This is a genomic window from Streptomyces sp. NPDC026394 (genome assembly GCF_055567735.1).
Window position 1 is genome coordinate 821,965 of the sequence record NZ_JBVHPX010000001.1, and the last position, 16,699, is coordinate 838,663.

The 16,699-nt window shown below is 71.4% G+C and carries 11 protein-coding genes and 2 pseudogenes; 4 read left to right on the forward strand and 9 right to left on the reverse strand.

What is annotated here, in order from left to right:
* Positions 1–553: 553 nt before the first annotated feature.
* The 4 genes and pseudogenes from ACZ4QV_RS03520 to ffh all read left to right on the forward strand — a co-directional run.
* Positions 554–1,879: pseudogene (locus ACZ4QV_RS03520) on the forward strand (ammonium transporter); the annotation flags it as partial.
* Between the two features lie 224 nt (positions 1,880–2,103).
* Positions 2,104–2,442 carry a P-II family nitrogen regulator gene (locus ACZ4QV_RS03525; RefSeq protein ID WP_030018395.1) on the forward strand — a complete coding sequence of 113 codons (339 nt, stop codon included), beginning with the start codon at positions 2,104–2,106 and terminating at the stop codon, positions 2,440–2,442.
* Positions 2,443–2,732: 290 nt separating this feature from the next.
* The gene (locus ACZ4QV_RS03530) at positions 2,733–5,258 is read left to right on the forward strand and encodes a [protein-PII] uridylyltransferase (protein WP_361615835.1); all 2,526 of its coding nucleotides are present in this window, start codon (positions 2,733–2,735) and stop codon (positions 5,256–5,258) included.
* A 336-nt stretch (positions 5,259–5,594) separates the two neighbouring features.
* Positions 5,595–7,154 carry a signal recognition particle protein gene (gene ffh, locus ACZ4QV_RS03535; RefSeq protein WP_361145724.1) on the forward strand — a complete coding sequence of 520 codons (1,560 nt, stop codon included), beginning with the start codon at positions 5,595–5,597 and terminating at the stop codon, positions 7,152–7,154.
* A gap of 110 nt (positions 7,155–7,264) precedes the next feature.
* On the opposite strand, the gene ACZ4QV_RS03540 is transcribed toward ffh, so the two are convergent.
* From ACZ4QV_RS03540 to ACZ4QV_RS03580, 9 genes and pseudogenes are all read right to left on the reverse strand, one after another.
* Positions 7,265–8,515, reverse strand: a complete 1,251-nt coding sequence (locus ACZ4QV_RS03540) for a phosphopentomutase (protein WP_361615824.1) — start codon at positions 8,513–8,515, stop codon at positions 7,265–7,267.
* Positions 8,512–9,684: an alanine racemase gene (locus tag ACZ4QV_RS03545; protein ID WP_361615821.1), complete on the reverse strand. Its 1,173-nt coding sequence runs from the start codon at positions 9,682–9,684 to the stop codon at positions 8,512–8,514. The genes ACZ4QV_RS03540 and ACZ4QV_RS03545 overlap by 4 nt, the downstream gene beginning before the upstream one ends.
* 5 nt (positions 9,685–9,689) lie before the next feature.
* A complete protein-coding gene (locus tag ACZ4QV_RS03550) occupies positions 9,690–10,835 on the reverse strand; it encodes an aminotransferase class V-fold PLP-dependent enzyme (protein WP_361615819.1) in 1,146 nt (381 codons plus the stop codon).
* A gap of 214 nt (positions 10,836–11,049) precedes the next feature.
* Positions 11,050–11,970 (reverse strand): annotated as a pseudogene (locus ACZ4QV_RS03555) (phosphotriesterase family protein); the annotation flags it as partial.
* A gap of 36 nt (positions 11,971–12,006) precedes the next feature.
* The gene (locus ACZ4QV_RS03560; protein WP_361615817.1) at positions 12,007–13,422 is read right to left on the reverse strand and encodes a YhfT family protein; all 1,416 of its coding nucleotides are present in this window, start codon (positions 13,420–13,422) and stop codon (positions 12,007–12,009) included.
* 96 nt (positions 13,423–13,518) lie between these two features.
* On the reverse strand, positions 13,519–13,875 hold the full coding sequence (locus ACZ4QV_RS03565; RefSeq protein ID WP_361615815.1) for a DUF2620 family protein: 357 nt from the start codon (positions 13,873–13,875) through the stop codon (positions 13,519–13,521).
* Positions 13,872–14,243 carry a PRD domain-containing protein gene (locus ACZ4QV_RS03570; protein ID WP_361583845.1) on the reverse strand — a complete coding sequence of 124 codons (372 nt, stop codon included), beginning with the start codon at positions 14,241–14,243 and terminating at the stop codon, positions 13,872–13,874. Before ACZ4QV_RS03570 ends, ACZ4QV_RS03565 begins: the two co-directional genes overlap by 4 nt.
* 144 nt (positions 14,244–14,387) lie before the next feature.
* Positions 14,388–15,335, reverse strand: coding sequence for a GntR family transcriptional regulator YhfZ (gene yhfZ / locus ACZ4QV_RS03575; protein ID WP_361615814.1), 948 nt, complete (start codon positions 15,333–15,335; stop codon positions 14,388–14,390).
* Positions 15,336–15,741: 406 nt separating this feature from the next.
* Entirely contained in the window at positions 15,742–16,617 is an 876-nt protein-coding gene (locus tag ACZ4QV_RS03580) for a methyltransferase domain-containing protein (protein ID WP_361583839.1), read from the reverse strand.
* Between the last annotated feature and the right edge of the window lie 82 nt (positions 16,618–16,699).

Consider the following 16,699-nt stretch of genomic DNA (forward strand, 5'->3'; position numbering starts at 1 on the left):
CTCCCTGGCCGCACCCTCTTCGGCCCCACTGTGCGACCGCACCCTCTTCACCCCGTTTCTTCGACCGCATTCCCAGAGACCCCGACCGCGGCCCGTCACCCCGTACAGCTCGACTCGGCTCCCCCACGCCAGGTCAAACGGGTGACAGCCGCGGTCGGCTTTGTGGGGCGTGCGGTGAGGCAGGGCGCAGGGCGCAGGGCGCAGGGCGCAGGGGGCAGGGGCAGGGGGTAGGGCTGGCGTGGCAGGGGGTGGGGTCGTGAGGGCACTGTGGCCTCGGTGGCGCGGTCGCGGTGTGGCCGTCGTGCCGTGGTCTCGGTGGGGGCGTGGTGCCGGGGGCGTGGTGCCGGAGTGGTCGTTTCGGTGGGTTGCGGGAGGTACCGGGCGTGGCGGGCTGATCTCGGAGTTCATGGGGGCGTAACACTGACGAGGGCTTCGTCACCGTGGGGAAACACCGACGGGTCATGGCCGAAACGGTGCTGCGACAACCTCGTGGCGAAAGTCGGCCCACCCGGAACCACGCCCGCACGGGCCGCATCGACGACAGGAGACGCCGATGCCCCCAGGCATCATGACGCTCGCGGCAGACGAGGCCACCCTGAGCCCGGCCAACACCGGCTTCATGCTCATCTGCACCGCCCTGGTGATGCTCATGACCCCCGCCCTCGCCTTCTTCTACGGCGGCATGGTCCGGGTCAAGAGCGTGCTCAACATGCTGATGATGAGCTTCATCAGTCTGGGGATCGTCACCGTCCTGTGGGTGCTGTACGGCTTCGGGGTCGCCTTCGGCCAGGACAGCGGCGGCTTCCTCGGCCGGCCCGGAGACTTCGCCGGGCTCAGCGGCATCGGCCTGACCGAGCTGTGGGGCACCACCTCCATCCCGGTCTACGTCTTCGCGGTCTTCCAGCTGATGTTCGCGGTGATCACACCCGCGCTGATCAGCGGTGCCCTCGCGGACCGGGTGAAGTTCACGGCGTGGGCGCTGTTCATCGCCCTGTGGGCCACCGTCGTCTACTTCCCCGTCGCGCACTGGGTGTGGGCCGAAGGCGGCTGGCTCTTCGACCTGGGCGTCATCGACTTCGCCGGCGGTACGGCCGTCCACATCAACGCGGGTGCCGCGGCCCTGGGCGTGCTCTTCGTCGTCGGCCGGCGCATCGGCTTCAAGAAGGACCCGATGCGGCCGCACAGCCTGCCGCTGGTGATGCTCGGCGCCGGGCTGCTGTGGTTCGGCTGGTTCGGTTTCAACGCGGGCTCCTGGCTGAACAACGACGACGGCGTGGGCGCCGTCGCCTTCGTCAACACCCAGGTCGCCACGGCCGCGGCGATGCTCGGCTGGCTCGGGTACGAGAAGATCCGGCACGGCTCCTTCACCACCCTGGGCGCGGCCTCCGGCGCCGTGGCAGGGCTGGTCGCGATCACTCCGGCGTGCGGCGCGGTCAGTCCGCTGGGCGCGATCGGGGTGGGCGTCATCGCCGGGGTGCTGTGCGCGATGGCGGTCGGCCTGAAGTACCGGTTCGGGTACGACGACTCCCTCGATGTGGTCGGCGTCCACCTCGTCGGCGGCGTCGCCGGGTCCCTGCTGGTCGGCCTGTTCGCCACCGGCGGCGTACAGAGCGACGTCAAGGGCCTCTTCTACGGCGGCGGCCTGGACCAACTGGGGAAGCAGGCCGTCGGTGTCGTCTCCGTGCTCCTGTACTCCTTTGTCGTCTCCTTCCTCCTCGCCAAGATCATCGACGTGCTGATGGGCTTCCGGGTCTCCGAGGACGAGGAGGTCGCGGGCGTCGACCAAGCCGCGCACGCGGAGACGGCGTATGACTTCGGCGGTACGGGCGGTGGCGTGGTGGCGCGCGCGGGCGTGGGCGCAGCAGCTCCCGGGCAGGCCTTCGGCGGCGGCTCGTCCCCGTCCCGGCACAAGGCGCAGGGGGAGGGCCACGGCAAGGGCCGAGGCGCGAGCCAGGGCCCGGACCAGGACACGGACGAGGGCACGGACGAGGGCACGGGCAAGAGCACGAACCGGGATACGAACAAGGGCAAGGACAAGGGCGCGGGTCAGGGGAAGGGCCAGGGCCCGGCCCCGGCCTCCGGCAGTGAGAAGAGGGTGGACGCGTGAAGCTCATCACGGCAGTGATCAAGCCATACCGGCTCGACGAGGTGAAGGAGGCCCTGCAGTCGTTCGGCGTACACGGTCTGACCGTCACCGAGGCCAGCGGATACGGCAGGCAGCGCGGACACACGGAGGTGTACCGGGGCGCGGAATACACCGTCGACCTGGTCCCGAAGGTCCGCATCGAGGTCCTGGTGGACGACGCGGACGCCGACGAACTGATCGACATCGTGGTGAAGGCGGCCCGCACCGGCAAGATCGGCGACGGCAAGGTCTGGAGCCTCCCGGTCGAGGAAGCGGTCCGCGTCCGCACGGGCGAACGGGGTCCGGACGCGTTGTAGGTGCGGGTGCGGGTGCGGGTGCGGGTGCGGGTGTCCGTGCCCCCGTGCTGGCAGAGCCGTACCCGCCACGGGGGAAGGAGCGTGAGGACGGGGCCCTTCGAGGTCCGGTGCCTGGGGGCCGACATGACCAAGGAGCGCCTGAGTTGACCGACAGCGTGCGCAAGACGGCGGAGGACGGCGACCAGTGCGACGCCGCCACCACTGCGGCCCGGACGAATGCCGCCACGAACCAGGCAGCGGACGCGACCACCGCCCTTACGGAAGCACCGGACGGCCCGCAGCACCCGCCCCTGTCCTCCGCTGCCGAAGACAGCAAAGACAGCAAAGGCAGCGAAGACAGTTACGCCCCGGACCGGCTGCGGCTTCTGCAGGACATGGGTCAGGAGGGAGCCGCGCGCCGGGCCGCCCTCGCCCGGCTCACCGACGACTGGCTGGCCGGTCTGTTCGAGCGCGCGACCGGCCGCACCGGCTCCGGCGTCGCGCTGGTCGCCGTCGGTGGCTACGGCCGCGGCGAACTCTCCCCCCGCAGCGACCTGGACCTGCTCCTGCTCCACGACGGCAAAGCCGGCGCCCGCACGGTGGCCGAGCTCGCCGACCGGCTCTGGTACCCGGTCTGGGACCTGGGCCTCGCCCTGGACCACTCGGTACGGACGCCCGTCGAGGCACGCAAGGCCGCTCGCGACGACCTCAAGGTCCAGCTCGGCCTGCTGGACGCCCGCCACCTGGCCGGCGACCCGGAACTGACCGGCGCCCTGCGCGGCACCGCGCTGGCCGACTGGCGCGAACAGGCTCCCAAACGCCTGCCGGAGCTGCGCGAGATCAGCCGCGAACGCGCCGCCCGCCACGGCGAGTTGCAGTACCTCCTGGAACCGGACCTGAAGGAGGCCAGGGGCGGGCTGCGGGACGCCACCGCGCTGCGGGCGGTAGCCGCCTCCTGGCTCGCCGACGCCCCGCGCGAGGGACTGGAGGCAGCCCGCACCCGCCTGCTGGACGTGCGCGACGCACTGCACCTGACCACCGGCCGCACCACCGACCGGCTCTCTCTCCAGGACCAGGACCAGGTGGCCCAAGCACTCGGTGTACTGGACGCGGACGTATTGCTGCGGCAGGTCTACGAATCCGCGCGCACCATCTCGTACGCGAGCGACGTCACCTGGCGCGAAGTCGGGCGGGTGCTGCGGTCCCGGTCCGTACGCCCCGTACTGCGCGGGCTGTTGCGGGGCCGTACGGCCGGGGGCGGGCCGGGACGGGGAGAGCGGTCCCCGCTCGCCGAGGGCGTGGTCGAACTGGACGGTGAAGCCGTCCTGGCGCGGACGGCGCGGCCGGACCGCGACCCGGTGCTTCCCCTGCGCGCCGCTGCCGCCGCCGCGCTGGCCGGACTGCCGCTGTCCCTGCACGCCGTGCGCCGGCTGCGGACGGGCGCCGCCATCCGGCCCCTGCCCGTGCCGTGGCCGGCCGAGGCACGCGAACAACTGGTCACCTTGCTGGGCGCGGGCGCACAGACCGTACCCGTCTGGGAGGCGCTGGAGGCGGAAGGGATCGTCACCTGGCTGCTGCCCGACTGGGAGCGGGTGCGCTGCCGTCCGCAACGCAACGCCGTGCACCGCTGGACCGTCGACCGGCACCTGATCGAGACCGCCGTCCGCGCCGCGGCGCTCACCCGCCGCGTGCACCGCCCCGACCTGCTGCTGATCGCGGCTCTGCTGCACGACATCGGCAAGGGCTGGCCCGGCGACCACTCCGTCTCCGGCGAGACCATCGCCCGGGACATGGCGACCAGAATCGGCTTCGACGCCCGGGACGTGACGGTGATCGCCACGCTCGTACGGCATCATCTGCTGCTCATCGAGACGGCCACCCGCCGGGACCTGGCCGATCCGGCGACGATCGATGCGGTCGCGGAGACGGTGGGCAGTACCGGGACGCTGGAACTGCTGCACGCCCTCACCGAGGCCGACGCACTGGCGACCGGCCCCGCGGCCTGGAGCGCCTGGCGCGGGTCGCTCGTCGCCGATCTGGTGAAACGCGTCACGGCGCGGTTGGCGGGGGAGGCCGCACCAGAAGGGCGCCCGGCGGACGAGCCGACCGCCGAGCAGGAGCGCCTGGCCGTCGAGGCGTGGCGTACCGGCGGCCCGGCCCTCGCCCTGCGCACCCGGGCGGAGGGCCGCGGCGAAGTCGACGAACGCCTCCGCACGGACCCGCCCGCCGATCCCGCCGCAGGTCCGGGCGCCGCGGCAGATCCGGAACCGGAGCCGGTGGGCGTCGAACTGCTGATGGCCGTACCGGACCAGCCGGGCGTGCTGCCCGCCGCAGCGGGCGTCCTCGCCATGCACCGCCTGACCGTCCGCGCCGCGGACCTGCGCAGCGTCGATCCCGTCGGCGAGGGGCCGGTGCTGCTGCTGAGCTGGCGGGTGGCCGCCGAATACGGCTCTCTCCCGCAGGCGGTACGGCTGCGGGCGGACCTCGTACGGGCTCTGGACGGCTCGCTGGACGTGCCGGCCAGGCTGGCCGAGCGCGAGCAGGCGTACGCGCGTCGTTCGCGCGGGATGCAGGCCCCGCCGCCCCGGGTGACGGTCGCCCCCGGGACCTCGGAGCTGGCCACCGTGATCGAGGTACGGGCCCAGGACGCCCAGGGACTGCTGCACCGGATCGGCCGCGCCCTGGAGTCCGTGCGGGTCACCGTACGCAGCGCCCATGTGAGCACGCTGGGAGCGAACGCGGTGGATGCGTTCTACGTCACGGACGAAAAGGGAGAACCTCTGGCGGACGAGGTGGCCGTCGAGGTGGCACGGACGGTGGAGCACGCCTTGAAGTAGCCACGCAGGCCGCCTGCCCGGTGCGGGCTCCGAAACCAGCAAGATCGACAACACGGAGATCATCGCCCCGGACCGGTACGCCTCCGCCGACCGGAACGCCTTCGCAAGCCGCACCGTCTCCGTGGACGGCGCGGGCTCCCCGGATGCCGCGCCTCCGTGAGACGGTGGGTGCGGGGTGCGCAAGGGGCGCCCGCGCTGGTTGCGCACCGCCCCCGCAGTCGTACGGGGGCCTGTCCCGGCGCCCTTCCCCGGCGGGCAGGGACACGTTGCTTGCCTGTGCGGATACCCTAGAAGCCGACTTGACCCTGCCCCCGACCCCGAGGATCGACGACCGCCGTGTTCGATACGCTTTCCGACCGCTTGGCGAGTACTTTCAAAAACCTCCGGGGCAAAGGCCGCTTGAGCGAGGCGGACATCGACGCCACGGCGCGCGAGATCCGGATCGCTTTGCTGGAGGCCGATGTCGCGCTGCCCGTCGTCCGGGCCTTCATCAAGCAGGTCAAGGAGCGGGCGACCGGCGTCGAGGTCTCCCAGGCGCTGAACCCCGCCCAGCAGGTCATCAAGATCGTCAACGAGGAGCTCATCGGCATCCTTGGCGGCGAGACCCGTCGGCTCCGCTTCGCCAAGAACCCGCCGACCGTCATCATGCTGGCCGGTCTGCAGGGTGCCGGTAAGACGACCCTCGCCGGAAAGCTCGGCAACTGGCTCAAGCAGCAGGGCCACGCGCCGCTGCTGGTCGCCTGTGACTTGCAGCGCCCCAACGCCGTCAACCAGCTCTCGGTCGTCGCCGAGCGCGCCGACGTCGCCATCTTCGCGCCGGAGCCGGGCAACGGTGTCGGCGACCCGGTCAAGGTCGCTCAGGACTCGATCGAGTTCGCCCGCTCCAAGCAGCACGACGTGGTCATCGTCGACACCGCCGGCCGCCTCGGCATCGACCAGGAACTGATGCAGCAGGCCGCGGACATCCGCGACGCGGTCAAGCCGGACGAGGTCCTCTTCGTCGTCGACGCGATGATCGGCCAGGACGCGGTCAACACCGCCGAGGCGTTCCGCGACGGCGTCGGCTTCGACGGCGTGGTCCTCTCCAAGCTGGACGGCGACGCCCGCGGTGGTGCCGCGCTCTCCATCGCGCACGTCACCGGCAAGCAGATCATGTTCGCCTCCAACGGCGAGAAGCTGGACGACTTCGACGCGTTCCACCCGGACCGCATGGCGTCCCGCATCCTGGGCATGGGCGACATGCTCACGCTGATCGAGAAGGCCGAGCAGACCTTCAGCCAGCAAGAGGCCGAGAAGATGGCCTCGAAGCTGGCGAGCAGCAAGGGCAAGGACTTCACGCTCGACGACTTCCTGGCCCAGATGGAGCAGGTCCGCAAGATGGGCTCCATCTCCAAGCTCCTCGGGATGCTGCCCGGCATGGGGCAGATGAAGGAGCAGATCAACAACCTCGACGAGCGCGAGGTCGACCGTACGGCGGCGATCATCAAGTCGATGACGCCGGCCGAGCGCCAGGAGCCGACGATCATCAACGGCTCGCGCCGTGCCCGTATCGCCAAGGGCTCCGGCGTCGACGTCAGCGCGGTCAAGAACCTGGTCGAGCGGTTCTTCGACGCCCGCAAGATGATGTCGAAGATGGCCCAGGGCGGCGGCATGCCGGGAATGCCTGGCATGCCGGGGATGCCGGGCATGGGTGGCGGCGGCGCCAAGAAGAAGAAGCAGCAGAAGCAGGCCAAGGGCAAGCGCAAGAGCGGCAACCCGATGAAGCGGAAGGCCGAGGAGGAGGCAGCTGCCGCCCGCCGCGAGGCCGCACAGTCCGGCAATCCGCTGGGTCTGCCGCAGGGCGACGACGCGAAGAACTTTGAACTGCCCGACGAATTCAAGAAGTTCATGGGCTGACGCCCACCCCGGCCTCCGGGCGGCACCCGCCGCCTCCGGGGCCGTGCACGGCGCGTAGCTGCGTGATCGAGCCCCTGGCCGGAGCCCCGGCCGGGGGCTCGTCCGTGCGGTCATGTCGGTACACCCGCCGATCCGGCCGCCGGCCTCAGGAGTGGAGCGCCGCTGCCGAGGGCGGCGGCACCCAGTCCCAGGGCGGCCGCCGCCGTGGCCCCCACGTCCGCCAAGGTCCGGGCCGCCGGCAGACGCTCCGCCCGGGCGGCTCCCGGGCGGTGGATCAGGACCGGGACGTACTCCCGGGTGTGACAGGCGTGACCGATCACCGGGTCGTTACCATGATCACCGGTGACGATCAGGCGGTCGCCGGGGGAGGAGAGCAGCGGCAGCAGCGTGCTCAGACCCGTATCGGTACGCCGGAGCACGGAGGCGTACCGAGGGGCGTCCTGCTGGTGCCCCGCCAGGTCGGTCTCCTGGACGTTGCTGACGATCAGCGCCGTGCCAGGAGCCCGCCGGAGGGCGTCGAGGGTGAGCGCGAAGACGTCGGTGGTGCCCACGGCAGGGCGGCGCACCGCCGCGTCGCAGGCCAGCACCTCTGCGGCCTTGCCCACGAGCGTGACGGGGACACCCGTGCCCGCCACCAGCTCCGGCAGCCGGCGGGCCCGGTCCAACGGCGCGCCGAGATGCTGCACCGCCAGCCCACCGTTCCGGTAGAACCCGCTCGCCGGGGTGTCCAGGCCGACCGTGCCGAGGGCGCCTTCCCGTACGAAGGCGGGCAGCGGAGCGTCGGCGTGACCGCCCACGGCGATCACCCGGGCGACGGGCGCCACCGAGCGCACCACCTGGGCGATGCGGAGAACGTCGGTGAACGAGACGTCTGCCAAGCAGCCGGAGACGTTCCAGTTGACGCCCGGGTCCGCCTCCAGGTTGTCGTGGACGAGAACCCGCCCGTCCACCACCAGCAGGGGCCGCCCGCCGAGGCTGTCCGTACCGTGCCCGTTCGCCCGCAGGGCCACGGTGACCTCGTCGAGGTGATCGGCGAGCCGGGCCGCCGTCACCCGGCTGCAGTCGGCTCCCATCATGGTCTGATGCCCGGCGTACGTGTCGGCCCCCGGATAGCCGAGAGCCGCGCGGCCCACGGCCACCGGCAGTGACGGCTCCCGCGGCAGGTCCGGATGAGGGTGGACGAGGCCGAGACCGAGAGCTGCCAGCGTGGGCAGCGGCAGACGCCGGCCGGTGGTCGCGCGGTGCCGGTCGAGGAGATGGCCGAGCGTGTCGGCGGCGGCGTCGCCGGGGCGCTGGGTGTCCGCGTCGGGCATCGCCCCGATGCCGAAACCGTCGATGACGACGATGACGATCCTGCTCATGGCCCACCCGCACCCTCCGGAAGCGGCCGACCGAGCGCGTCATGGCGGCCGATCAGCCGCGGGGAACCGGTGGCGAGGCCGGCGACGACGGCGACCGTGCTGCGGGTGACGAAGACCTGGGTACGGAACGCGAGGACGGCCGTGTCGCCGGGCCTGGCGTCACCGGGAGCCAGCAGACGGTGGTAATCGATGTTCTCGGCCGGGGCTCGCTGGACGACGAGCCGTGCGCCGGTACGGGCGATCAGCGCCGATTCGACCCCGGACCTGGAGTAGAAGCCGCCGCCGTGCAGAGCGGGCCGGCCGTCCGCGAGGACATGCGCGACCTCGGTGACATAGATGTAGGCGGGCCGTTCCGGCTGGTCCAGGTCGACTGCGTGGAGCGGTGTGGTGCCGGTGAGGGCATGGCCGGGCTCACCGTGCGTGGCACCCAGCTCGGCGAGCAGCGGCAGGGTGGCCGCGCAGGTCACGCCCGGAGCGCTCAGCTTCAGGTCCGGATGCCCGCGGGCAGCCAGCACCGCTCGGGCCTCGCGGACGCGTGCGAAAGTGGCGGTGGGACGCGGCTGCCCGGTTCCGGGAACACACTGGACGCAGGGGAATCCGGTGACCCCGGCGACACGGACTCCGGGCAACTGCTCCACCTCGGCCGCGAACTCCGCCAGCCCACCGAGCGGTACACCGCCTTCCTGCCCGGGATGCACCAGCCTCGGCGCACCCTCGATCCGTACGAGGATGTCCTGCACCCAGCCCAGTCGGCGGGCGGTCCTCGAGACGGCTCGGGCGTTGGCCACATCGAAAACGGTCACCGCCTCCGGGCGCCAGGCGAGGATCTCGGGCAGCGCGCGGTGCGGAATCTGCACCAGGTGGCCCACGTTCCCGAACCGCGCGCCCGCCGCGTGCAGGGCACGGGCTTCCGGTGCGTCGATGGCGGCGAAGCGGGGCAGGTGCCGGGCCACCGCCCGGATCAGTTCGGGGTTGCGGCCGACCTGTTTGACCACGGGCCAGAGGCCGAGGCACCACCGTCTCGTCTCCGCCGCCAGCAGCGCGGCATTGGCCTCGACGGTCTCCAGGTCGACGACGTAGGTGTCCGGCTGGACCCTTCCGGTGCGGTGCAGCTCGGCGGCATAGTCGACCAACTGCGGGTTACGTGCGAGGACCGCGTCGAGGAACATCGTGGTCAGCCCCCTTTCCCGCACCCGGGAACACCGGGCGCGGTGCCGGCGGCGTCCAGGTCACGCAGCGCACGGCGGAGGATGTCGATGACCAGGTCCGCGCCTGCCCGCATCGGATTGACGCGTACCGTCCAGTCGGCGAGCTCCGGAGCGTCCTCCAGGGCCGAGCTGGACATCCGGTAGACGAGCGGAGCGATCTCGTACCGGGAGTTGGCACCGACCGGGTACGGCGCGGCCCCGTACCGGGACGCGACCCCCGGCATCGCTTGGGCCACAGGCCGGTCCAGCCTCAGCAGTACACAACGGTCCTGGACATTGGCGATCCGTACCTCGGGGACACCGGGCACTTCCCCGGCCGCCAGCCGCTCGGCGACTTCCGTACCCGTCCTGGACTGCACCGCCCATGTCACCGGGACATGGGTGAGCGCACGCAGCGCATCGAGCGCCTGGTGCCCCTGCACCTGACCGCCGCCCGAGTAGTTGTCGTCGTGCACCCGCTCCACCACGTCGCGTGCACCGACGACCGCTCCCACCCCCTCCGGGCCGTGCAGCTTGAACAGCGAGAAGCAGGAAGCATCGGCGCCCAGTTCCACACCGCACGCCGGGACACGGAAGACCGCGTAATTGTCGTCCACGATGGTTTGCACACCGGCTGCCCGGCAGGAGGCGAGCACTGCGCCCGGGTCGTGGGAGTCCGCCAGCCGCTGCCGGGTGTGTTGCACGAAGGCCCACCGGAACCGGCCGGAGGACAGGGCCCGGTCGAGTGCGGCACGGTCCTCGAAGTCCACCTCGACGGCCTCCACCCGCAACCCGCGCAGAGTGACACCGGTGGTGCGGTAGACCGGCGCACGGTGCACGAGCAGCCGATCACCCGCGCCGATCACGGCGCCGAGCGCGGCCCGGATGGCCCCCGTCCCCGCACCCTGCACCAGCGCGGCGGCGGGAGCCCCGAAATAGTCCGCGAGGACGGCCTCGACCCGCGCGGTGGTCCGCGGACGGCCCAGCCCCGGCACCACTCCCGCGTCCGCCTCGAAGAGCTGACGGCCTTCGAAATGCCGGGCCACGCACTCCACCAGCCGAAACTGGTTCATCACCGCGTCCTCCACCGAGACCGTCGGCAACGGAAACGTCCTGGGCAGCCGCACACTCATGTCACCACCTCCCACCCCGCCCGGCCCCCCTGACGCCGGGAGCCGGGCGGGAAGCTGCCCCAGGAGCAGAAGCCGCCCTGGAACCAAGGGCTGCCCTGGTACCAACGGCTGCTCCGGTACCAAGGGCCGGCGCGGTGACCGGCTGCCCTGCCGGCCGGGCTGCTGCCCGCGGCTCGGCTGCTCCGTCCCCATCTCTGTCCCCGCCGCCGCCTCCACCGGTCAGGAAACGCAGCGGATTGCGACGGGTCAGCAGATCGATCAACTTCTCGTCGGCCCCGGCGGCCCGCACCCGCGGCAGGAACGACCGGAACAGGTGCCCGTACCCCTGGCCTCCCGCACCGACCAGATAGCTGTGCCGGGAGATGTCACAGCTGAGCAGTACACGATCGGCGTGCCCGGCCTCCAGCAGCGCGAGCAGTGACCGCAACCGGGTGGTATCGCTCTGGTAGTGCTCCTTGCCGATGGTGTCGAAGGCTACGTACGCTCCCGCCGCCGCCAGCTCCCGATGGGCCACGGGATCGTCGCGCAGATCCTGATGCCCGACGCTGATCCGGTGCGGCGCCAACCCGGCCGCGGTCAGCAGCTCCAGCTGGGCGGGGCCGCCGTACCCCAGCTGGGCATGGGTCGCCAGCGACAGGCCGGTCGTGACAGCAGCGCGGGCGGCCGCGGTGAGCGTACGCACCTCCGGCCCGCTCGGCGCACGACCGTGACTGCCGACTTCCCCGATGACGCCGGGAAGGACGCCGTCGCCGCCCGAGCCACCCGTGATTTCTTCGACCAGGATGTCGGCCAGTTCCTCGACGCTCGCGCCTTCCACCTCATCCGGATGGAATCGCTCGTGGTACCAGCCGGTGCCTGCGACGACCGCCACCCCCGACGCCCGGGAGATGCACGCCAGTGTCGCGAGGTTCCGCCCCATGCCGCGGCAGGTCAGCTCGATGACCAGCCCCAAACCGAACTGCTCCCGGAGGGCCGCCAGTTCACCGGCGACCCCTGTGGCGTGTCGGGCTCCAAGGAATGCCGCGCGGTCGGCGGCCCGGGTGAGATCGAGGGCCAGGTGCTCATGGGCGAGCACGGGGCCCCGCACGGCGCTCACGGGCAGCGGCCCGGTGACGGTCCGCACAAGAGAATTCATCACGCACTGCCTTTCTGACATCCCCTGCACGCCTGCTCAGCTCTTGACCGGGGTGAAGAGGTGCAGCCAGTGGAGGAGGTTGAGGACGATGCCGGTGACGACGACCGCGGCGGGAGCGGCGGCCATCCGGACCACCACCCGGCCCACTGCCTCGTTCAGCAGATAGAGCCCGCCGGCTATCAGAATCCCCAGCCCGCCGCCCATGGCGTCGGCCGCCAGCAAGGAACCGAAGAGGATGGCCAGTTGCAGGGTGTCGCCGATGGCTGCACGCAGGTGCTCCGAGGAGTCACGCACCGATGGCAGCGCGCCCAGCACCTTTCCGATCCAGCTGAGGGCCAGCACCTCACCGGCGAAGATCAACGCTCCGCAGGCCATCGCCAGCCAGGGACTCGGCAGCAGATATCCGACCGGGTAGGCGAGGGTGAAACCGACGATGCCGTACGCCCCCGAGGCCAGCGCGGTGGTGGCGATCAGCGGGATGAACCCCAGCGCCCGGTAGAAGTCGACCTGCGCCGCTTCCGCGTACTGCCCCTTGGCGATCAGGAAACTGGTCGCCTCCCCACCGCCGAACACATGCAGCTGAGCCAGCAGACAGACACCGGCGCCCAGCACCATGAACAACGGCAGGTGCCGGCGCAACCGGGCCGCGCTGGAGCCGAACAGCGACGCCATCGGATCCACCTCACCCGGCGCCCCACCGGCAGCTGGATCACCCGGAGCCTGACCCTTCCCCGTGTTCGGATCACCCGGAGCCTGCCCCTGCGCGGGCGTCGCCCCTCCTGCTGCGACACGCTCCGCCCGGCGCCGACGTACGTCCTTCGCCACCGCGAACCCGATGAGGAGAAGCGCCCCGACCACCATGGCCGGCGCCCCCGCGAACACTTCCGGCCACACCTTCATCGTCAGCACCACGAGCGCCAGCTCCACCCCACCGGCCAGAACCCCGCGCAACCTCCCGAACTGTCTGGTGATCGCCAGCACCGGGAAGAGTGTGAAGAGGAAGAGGATCGGCGTCGCCATCTGCTGCATGGCCGTCAGGAAGTCGACCGGCAGATCGTGCGCGAGATCGTTGGCCCCGTCCAGCCCGAACACGACCACCGCGCCCCACGCGCCGCCGAGCAGCGGCGCGAGCCACTTCTTCGGCGCGAGGATGCCCAGCACGTCGGTGGGCAGGAACAGCAGCCAGGGATTGAGTACCCCCGAGGAGAGCGCCATCGGCGCCCCCAGCCCGAAGATGAACCCTGCGGACAGTCCGAAGGACACCGCCGTGGTGGCGCTCCGGGTCGTACGGCCCTGGACGAAGTCGAGCATGAAGGGGCGTACACCGTCGTTGAAGACGGCCAGCGCCAGGTGCGAGAGGAACGCGGTCAGCGCGCACAGGGCCACGACGGTCAACTGCTGCGCGAGCGGGAAGTCGAGACCGGTGCTCGCGGCGAAGACGGTGCTGCTCACAGAGTCACTCCTTTGTGCCCTGGCAGGTCACGGGTCGCACGGCCCTCGCAGGCCGGGGCGCCGAGCCGGTGACAGCCCGGCACGGTCAGGTTGCGGTCAAGCGCGGGCGACGATGGCGCCGGCCAGCGTGGGCGTGATCGCGTCGATCTGGTCCACCGCGAAGCCGAACACCTTCTTGCCCTGGTCCAGCAAGGCGTTGATCTCGCCCGCCGAGGGGACCGAGCGGCCGAAGGTGTGGCAGACGGCGGAGCCCATCAGCCCGACCAGCACGCCCAGCGACGCCCCGGCCCCCGTCTGGCAGGTGCCCAGGAAGTAGTCGGCCCGGCCGGCCCGCAGCCGTGCTGCCGCCTCCATGTCGTTGCTGACCTCGACCTCGACGCCGGCCAGCGCCAGCCGCTCCACGGCGTCCGCGACCTTGGCCTTGCCGACACCGCCGGTGAGGATGGTCGTCATGGTGTGTCCCTTCGCAGGAGGGCGAAATGCATCGCCAGGAAGTTGATCTCGGATTCGGGGAACGGAGAGCCGAAGGCGCTCTCGGCCCGTACGGAGACGGCGTGGGCCCGCCGGACGGCCTGGGGATGGTCGGCCAGCTCCGCCGCCGCTATGTCGTCGGTGCGGAACGCCACCACCGGCTCGCCGTTCCGCAGCCGGGTCAGCGCCATCAGCAGATGGCTGGTGAGCATCCCCGCGGTCTCCTCGGTGACCATGCACCCGTCGGCGGCCAACGCGTCCAGTTCGGTCCGTACAAAATCAGCGACCTCGGACCGCACCTGACCGCTCTCCACGAAGATGCGGATCCGCTGCGCGAGCAGGGCTTCCATGCCCGCCCCCCTGGTGATCGGTAGAAGAATTCGGCGTCTTGCGCATCGGTCTGCGACTGCGGGGGAGCGCCTGCGTGCAGACACCCCGATGACCCATTCGGACCGACGGAGACGACTCGCCCCCGGCCGGCCGCCACGGCCGTCTCAGTAGGAAGGAATGCGCTCCCCTCGCAGCACCTCGTCCTGAAGACCGGTGACGGCTCCCAGATCTAGTGAGCCGCTCACGGCTGCCAGCGCTTCGCTGCCCTCACTGCGGGCTATCAGCGCCGCGCTGGAATTGCGCAGCGACAGATCGCCGGGGATCTTGTCGCCGAGCGGCAGCACCTCCACCTCGTCGCCCAGCTGCCCCGGCACCTCGTCGAGGCTCCAGACGGTGGCGTCGGCCCTGTCCTGCGCGAACAGGTCGTGGAGCCGTATGAACGAGCTCTCCAGCCACGTCACGTCCTGACGGCCGGCGAACGCCTGCTCGGCCAGCACTCGTTGCCCCTCCGACGCGGTGTCCACGGCGACCCGCAGGCCGTCGGCGTCGAGCTGGACGCCGCGCCGCAGGAGCACCCCGTGTCCCCCGACATACGTGGCCGGGCCCAGGTCGGCGATCAGGTCGACGGGGTGCTGCTCCATCAACCGGTCGGCGGCGAAGCGGGACAGCACCGCCAGGTCGACCTTGCCGTCCAGCAGGGCGGAGACCCGCGAGGCGGCACCGCGCATGAAGGTGATGGCGAAGGGCGCGCCGGCCTCCTCGAAGGCGCTCCGCAGTCCGGTGGCCAAGCCTTCATGACGGCGTGAGTGAGGCAGCGGCATCGCGGCGAGGACGGTGCCCAGCCCTGCGAGGCGCCACAGTATGCCGCGGTCCGCACGCACCAGGAAGGTGCCGAGATGCCCGCGGGCCACGGTCTCTATCGCACCCGACTCCTCCAACAGTTGGAGTGCCGCCTGCACCGTCCCGTTGCCGACCCCGAGCTCGGTGGCGAGGTCGCGGACCCGGGGGAGTCGCGCGGCGTCGCCCTCGGTGGGCTGGTTGATCAGTAGCGCGGAGAGCCGCCGGGCCGCGTGCCCGTTGCGGGTCAGGAACCGTTCGTCGATGCTGTTCATGGAAACGACAGTAAACAGAATTCTGGATATTGGGTATACCTCGCACGGGTGAACGCCTGGCACCTCGACGTTGACGCGCGTTCCCACCCCGGGCGGGGCAGGGAGACAACGCTGCGAACCCGGCCGGGCCGCCCCCCCCGGTCGCCCCGTCACGTCCCAGTGACGGGCGGGGCCCGGTCGAGAACGGCCGGCTCCGGCGGTCAGGCCGTCGGAAAAGACGGAACAACTGAAAGGTCCGAATGGGCCGAATGGGCCGGAAGAGCTGGAAGGGGTGGAAGAGGCGAAGGGGCCGGAAGAGCTGCAAGAGCCGGAGGAGCCGAAAGGGTCGAAAGAACAAGGGAACGAAGCAGCGGAAGAGACGCGGACCGAGGCAGCGGGCAGACGGAAGGAATCGCTGCGGAAAGGATCACGTGCGGGTGATGAGATAGCGGAACACGTTCGCCATCCAGACCGTGCCGTCCGGGCGCTGGTGCGGATGCAGCGCCTCACTCAGCTCCTTCTCCACCTGAGCCTGCTCGGTGACCTCCAGCGCCGCGTCGAACAGCCCCGTGGACAGCAGCCCGCGCACCGCACTCGGCAGGTTGCCGTAACCGAACGGGCAGGCCACCCGCCCCGACCCGTCGGGCCGCAGCCCTGCGCGGTCAGCCAGGTCTTCGAGGTCGTCCCGGCCGCTGGGCCGCCAGCCGCCCGCCGTGCGCAACGGGTCCGCCAGCCGCTGGGCCACCCGCAGCACACTCGCCGTGGCGCACCGCTCCACAGGCCCCCAGCCGCCCAGCACCACCGGGCTGCCGCGCTCCGCGAGACCGGCGGCCGTCACCAGCGAAGTCGTCAGTCCTTCGACGCTGCTGACACAGCCCACCGGGTGAAGGGCCGTCACCAGGTTGAACGCGGAGCCGTCCGGGGCGGCCGCCCGCTCGGGGCCGCCGCACGCCAGGACCGTGGCTCGCGCCGCGTCGCCTCGGGCTTCGCGCGAGGAGTCGGGAGTCAGTCGTTCCCGCGCCAGATCCAGCCGTTCCTCGTCCGCGTCCACGCCGCAGACCTGCCCTCCGCGGGCCGCGGCGATCAGCAGCGCGAGTCCGGAACCGCACCCCAGGCCCAGCAGCCTGGTGTGGGGGCCGACGCCCACCCGGTCGTAGACGGCCTCGTACAGCGGCACCAGCATCCGTTCCTGGATCTCGGCCCAGTCGCGGGCGCGTCCACGGGAGTCGGCCGGTGCGGATGGGTCGTGAGAACCGGGAGAGCCGGACTGCCGGAGGTGATGCCGTACGAGCGTGGGTGTCATCGAAAGCGCCCCAATCCGCCGAGAACCCGAAGCTGTCAGTGGTCGATCTCCCCCGTGTCCCGCCCCTGTGTTCGCGTCGTGC